The sequence below is a fragment of the Tabrizicola sp. genome, from assembly GCF_016793705.1.
Taxonomy (GTDB): domain Bacteria; phylum Pseudomonadota; class Alphaproteobacteria; order Rhodobacterales; family Rhodobacteraceae; genus Tabrizicola.
In genome coordinates, this window is record NZ_JAEULO010000006.1 from 1 (window position 1) to 5,271 (window position 5,271).

At 67.7% G+C, this 5,271-nt stretch carries 5 protein-coding genes; all 5 read right to left on the reverse strand.

Translation table 11 applies throughout. The features are described 5' to 3' along the window. Positions 1-1,209: ATP-dependent zinc metalloprotease FtsH (ftsH, locus tag JNJ68_RS01510; protein ID WP_294978087.1), on the reverse strand; the 1,209-nt coding region annotated here is incomplete at its 3' end. A 92-nt stretch (positions 1,210-1,301) separates the two neighbouring features. Then, the gene (gene tilS, locus JNJ68_RS01515) at positions 1,302-2,492 is read right to left on the reverse strand and encodes a tRNA lysidine(34) synthetase TilS (protein WP_294978090.1); all 1,191 of its coding nucleotides are present in this window, start codon (positions 2,490-2,492) and stop codon (positions 1,302-1,304) included. Continuing rightward, positions 2,483-3,328 (reverse strand): tol-pal system protein YbgF, encoded by an 846-nt coding sequence (gene ybgF, locus JNJ68_RS01520; RefSeq protein ID WP_294978092.1) that lies wholly within the window; start codon positions 3,326-3,328, stop codon positions 2,483-2,485. Before ybgF ends, tilS begins: the two co-directional genes overlap by 10 nt. 4 nt (positions 3,329-3,332) lie before the next feature. Next, a complete protein-coding gene (gene pal / locus JNJ68_RS01525; protein WP_294978094.1) occupies positions 3,333-3,860 on the reverse strand; it encodes a peptidoglycan-associated lipoprotein Pal in 528 nt (175 codons plus the stop codon). 84 nt (positions 3,861-3,944) lie between these two features. Beyond that, positions 3,945-5,219 carry a Tol-Pal system beta propeller repeat protein TolB gene (gene tolB / locus JNJ68_RS01530; RefSeq protein WP_294978096.1) on the reverse strand — a complete coding sequence of 425 codons (1,275 nt, stop codon included), beginning with the start codon at positions 5,217-5,219 and terminating at the stop codon, positions 3,945-3,947. Positions 5,220-5,271: the final 52 nt, after the last annotated feature.

A 5,271-nucleotide genomic window follows, 5' to 3' on the forward strand; every position in this document is an offset into this window, starting at 1 on the left:
CTCCGCCCCCATCATCACCTTGTCCTTGGCGGACTCGAAGTCGATCATGGTCACGAACCGCCGCCCCGCCCGCGCCGCCATCAGCGCCGCCTCGTTGACAAGGTTCATCAGGTCAGCCCCCGAGAATCCCGGCGAGCCGCGCGCGATGGTGCGCAGGTCCACATCCGGCCCCAGCGGCACCTTGCGGGCATGGACCGACAGGATCTTCTCGCGCCCCTTGATGTCGGGGTTCGGCACATGGATCTGGCGGTCGAACCGACCGGGCCGCAGCAGCGCCGGGTCCAGCACGTCCTTGCGGTTGGTGGCGGCGATGATGATCACGCCCTCGTTCGCCTCGAACCCGTCCATCTCCACCAAGAGCTGGTTCAGCGTCTGCTCGCGTTCGTCATTCCCGCCGCCGATCCCCACGCCCCGGGCCCGCCCCACGGCGTCGATCTCGTCGATGAAGACGATGCAGGGCGCGTTCTTCTTCGCCTGCTCGAACATATCCCGCACGCGGGACGCACCCACGCCCACGAACATCTCCACGAAGTCCGACCCCGAGATGGTGAAGAACGGCACCCCCGCCTCACCCGCAATCGCGCGGGCCAGCAGCGTCTTGCCCGTGCCGGGAGGGCCGACCAGAAGCGCCCCCTTCGGGATCTTGCCGCCCAGGCGCGAGAATTTCTGCGGGTTCCGCAGGAACTCGACGATCTCTTCCAACTCTTCCTTGGCCTCGTCGATCCCCGCCACATCGTCGAAGGTCACGCGCCCCTGCTTCTCCGTCAGCAGCTTCGCCCGCGACTTGCCAAAGCCCATCGCCCCGCCGCGCCCGCCGCCCTGCATCCGGTTCATGAAATAGATCCAGACCCCGATCAGCAAAAGGAACGGCAGGAAGCTGAGCAGCACCGAGACGAAGCCGGACTGCGCCTGCGGCTCGGCCTCGACCTCGACCCCCTTGGCGATCAGGTCGCGCGAGAGGTTGTCGGTGACAAGGTCCCCCGGCGGCTTGATCGTCACATAGGAATTGCCGTCCTTGCCGACGACCACAATCCTTTCGCCGTCCAGCACCACCTTCGAGACCTGGCCCGCGTCCACCCGCTCCACGAAGTCGGAATAGGTCAGCGAGCGCGACGACATCGTCGTCTGGTTGCCGGAAAACAGCTGGAACAGCGCCATCACAAGGATCAAGAGCACGACCCAGAAGGCGATATTGCGTGCATTACCCAATGCAGGGATCTCCTCAATGCGCCCGTGGCCCCAAAAGCAGGGCCGCAGCGACTTTGGCCTAAGATAAACCTTTGGGGCGCGGGTTCAATGCACTAACGGGAAAAGGTGAAGGGGCGTTGAAGCCGCACCTGCCAACCGGCGGAAAGTCCCGCTGCGGGGGCCGCCAGCAACGTCCCGCCCTTCCAGACCCCCGGCGTGACCAGCAGCACCTCGCGCGGCAGCCCCGCCTTGCGCCAGTCCGGCGCTTGCCGCAGCCCCTCGGCCCCCATCGCCCGCACCTCCGCCTGCGGCCCCTCGACCCGCCAGCGCCCGTCCCAGACCTGCCCCACCGGCACGGCTGCGCCCACGGCCCGCGGTTCGCGCATCAGCCACCCGGCCCGCGCCCGGCAGCCCGCCAGCGTCGTATCCCGCCCCGCCGCCAGCGCCCCGATCAACCGCTCGACCTCCGCCGCCCGCGGCGCATACCCCGCCCCCGTCAGCCACAGCAGCGCCGCCACCACCAGTTGCCGCTGCACCTCCGCAGGCTCCGCCCAGAGCCCCGCGCCAAACCGCAAGGCCCCTGCCCGTTCCTCGACGAAAGCCGCCGCCGCCGCCACCTGCACCGCCAGAGCCTCCTGCACCCGCGACAGGTTCCCCGCCACCTCGGCCAGCCTTTCCGCCGTGATCCCAAGCGGAGCCAGCACCGCCAGCGCCTTCCGAGCCCGCACCCTGGCAAACCGCTCATCCTCATTGGTTGGATCATCGACCCAGCCGATTCCCCGCCCACGCAACCATTCCCGCAACTCCTCCCGCCCGGCAGCGAGAAGTGGACGATGGACCCGAACAGCCCCTTCATTCCATTGGCGACGCATTCCGGAAAGTCCACTGATCCCCGCCGCCCGCGACAGACCCATCAGCACCGTCTCGGCCACGTCGTCCCTTGTGTGACCGAGTGCCACCACCCCGACGCCGCGTGACCGTGCCCAGTCGCAGATCAACCCCATCCGCGCCCGCCGCGCGGCATCCATCAGGTTGCCACCGACCGCCCCATGCTCCCAGACCCGCACCTCATGCCGCACCCCGAGCGCCCGGCACGCGACCCCCACCGCCAGCGCCTCCGCCGCGCTTTCCGCCCGCAGCCGATGATCGACCGTCACCGCCTCGACCGCGAACCCCGCCTTCAGGCACAGATGCAAAAGGGCGGTGGAATCCCCACCGCCCGACAAGGCCACCCCGATCGTCTCGCCCGCTGGCAGTGCGTCCCGGACCAGCCCGACCAGCCGGGCGTCCAGGCTTACTGGCACCCCAACCCCTGCATCGCCACGGTCGATTGCGTCGCCGCCATGCTGGTCGGGAACCGCTTGCCCACTTCGGCCAGCGTCACGCAGCCTTCCTGCACCTGACCCAGCGCCCCCAGCCCCTCGCCCAGTTTCAGCAGGGCATCCGGCGCCATCGGGCCTTCCGGCGCGGCCGAGAACGCATCCAGATAGGCCCGGGCCGCATTCGCGGTATCACCCTGCTTGGTCAGCGCCTCGCCGCGCAGGTAGTGCGCCTCGGGAACTAGCGGCCCGCCAGGATAGGATTGGGCATAGGTCGCAAAGAGCGCTGCAGCTCCGGGAAAGTCACCCTGACCGAGCACCTCCTTGGCCCGGTCAAAGTCCGCCTGTTCGGCCACCGCCAGTTCCGCTCCGCCGGTCGAGCCTGTCGCAGGTGCCGTCCCCGTCGCACCCGCATCCGGCGCAACCGACGCAGTCGCAGTCCCGGCATCGCCCAGCGCCGGCGTCGCGCCCAGGTTGGCCGGGTCACAGCCTTCGGTCACTTCGCACAGCCGGTACTCGATGTCGCCGATCCGGTTGGTGCCATCCGACACCACCCGGTTCAGCTTCAACTCGACCTCTTCCGTCCGCGCGTTCAGTCGCGCCAGCTCAGCCTCGATCGTGTCCATCCGCGTCAGCGCATCACCGCCCGCCGAACCATTCGTCGCAGCGCCCGAGGCCACAAGCTCGGCTTTCAGCGCGTTGAACTCGGCCGCAAGCTGCGCCAGCTCGTTGCGGATATCTGCCAGCGTCTCGGCCTTGTCCTGGGCATGACCCAGGACCGGCAGAAGGCACAAAGCCAGAGAAAGGCCAAGCCGCCGCATCCGGTCAGACCCCGGCGCCAGCCGACAGCACCGTCACCGCGCGACGGTTCTTGGCATAGCAGGCCTCTTCCGAACACACCTCCAGCGGGCGCTCCTTGCCGTAGGAAATCGTCCGCAGCCGGGACGCCGCGACACCCTGGCTGATCAGGAAGTTCTGCACCGCCGCCGCCCGGCGCGCGCCAAGCGCAAGGTTGTATTCCCGCGTGCCCTGCTCGTCGGCATGGCCTTCGATGATCGCGGCATAACCGGTGTTCTGGTTCAGCCAGTTCGCCTGCGCCGTCAGGATGCCGCGCGCTTCGGGCGACAGCGTCGACTGGTCCACCGCGAACAGCACCCGGTCGCCGACCGTCTGGTTGAAATAGGCGATCGAGGTCGGGTTGTTCGGATCACCAAGGCCCGTGGTGTCGATCCCGCCCGCGCCGCCCGCGCCACCAGCCCCGCCCGCGCCACCGGCGCCATAGCGGTCAGGGTTGTTGCAGGCCGCAAGGCCCAGGACAGCGATCAGAAGCAGCGACTTCGCAGCAAGGGTCATCTCGGGGGCATCCTTCTTGTTGGCTCGATTGCAGGGGAGATTAACAGCTTTGCGCCGCCGTGTGAATCGGCGGCGCGTCACAATTCAGGGCAAAAGCGGCGACCAGGCCGGGTCGCTGGCCGGGCCGTCGGTCGGGATCTGCTTCAGGTTCCGCCCGGTGATATCCACCGACCACAGGCTCGCCTGCCCGCCGCCACCGCTGGTTTCCCGCGTGAACATCAGCACCCGCCCGTTCGGCGCCCAGGTCGGACCCTCGTCCAGGAAGCTCGCCGTCAGCAGCCGCTCTTCCGACCCGTCCGTCCGCATCACGCCGATGTGGAAGCGCCCGGCGTTCTGCTTGGTGAAGGCGATGTAATCACCCCGCGGCGACCAGACCGGGGTGCCATAGCGCCCTTCGCCACCCGAGATCCGCGTCCCTTCCCCGCCGCCCGACGGCATCACATAGATCTGCTGCACGCCTGTCCGGTCGCTTTCGAACACGATCTGGCTGCCGTCCGGGCTGAAGCTCGGCGCCGTCTCGATCGACGGCGCATTCGTCAGCTGCGACAGCGCCCCCGAGGACAGGTTCAGCGCGTAGATATCGGTGTTCCCGCCCCGCTCCAGGCTGAACACCGCCGTCCCCCCGTCCGGGGAAAACCGAGGCGCAAAGGTCATCGTCCCCGGCTGCTCCTCCAGCGTTTGCCGCTTCATCGACCCCACATCCATCAGCGTGATCCGGGGGAAGCCCGTCTCGTAGCTGGTATACAGCAGGCGATCCCCCGTCGGCGAAAACCGGGGCGCCAGCACGATGGAGTTGCTGTCGGTGAGGTAAGCGACATTCGCCCCGTCATAATCCATCACCGCCAGCCGCTTCAGCCGCTCGTTCTTCGGCCCCGACTCGCTGACAAAGACCACCCGGCTGTCGAAATAGCCACCCTCGCCGGTGATCTTGGAATAGACCACATCGGCAACCTTGTGCGCCATCCGCCGCCAGCCCTGGGTCGTCCCCGCGAACTGAAGGGCCGCGCCTTCCAGCGTCGTGCCGTTGAACACGTCATAAGCCCGGAACTTCACCGTGATCCGGTCGCCCGCCACGGAAACCGCCCCCGTGACCAGCACCTGAGCATTGATCGCCTTCCAGTCCTCGAAGGCGATCCCGCCGTCGAAACTGGTGACCCGGCTGATGAACGCGTCCTCGCCGATGGTGCGGAAGAACCCGGTCCCTTCCAGGTCCGAGATCACCACGTCGCTGATCGCCTTGGCATAGTCCCCTGCGCCGCCCTCATCGACGAAGGTCGGCACGGCGATGGGCATCGGTTCGATCACCGCCGAACCGATTATGATTTCCGGTACAGGTCGTTCTTGTGCCAACGTCGGCATGCTACCGCCCCATCCAAGGAAAAGTGCCGTAAGCACTGCGACAGCTGTCTTC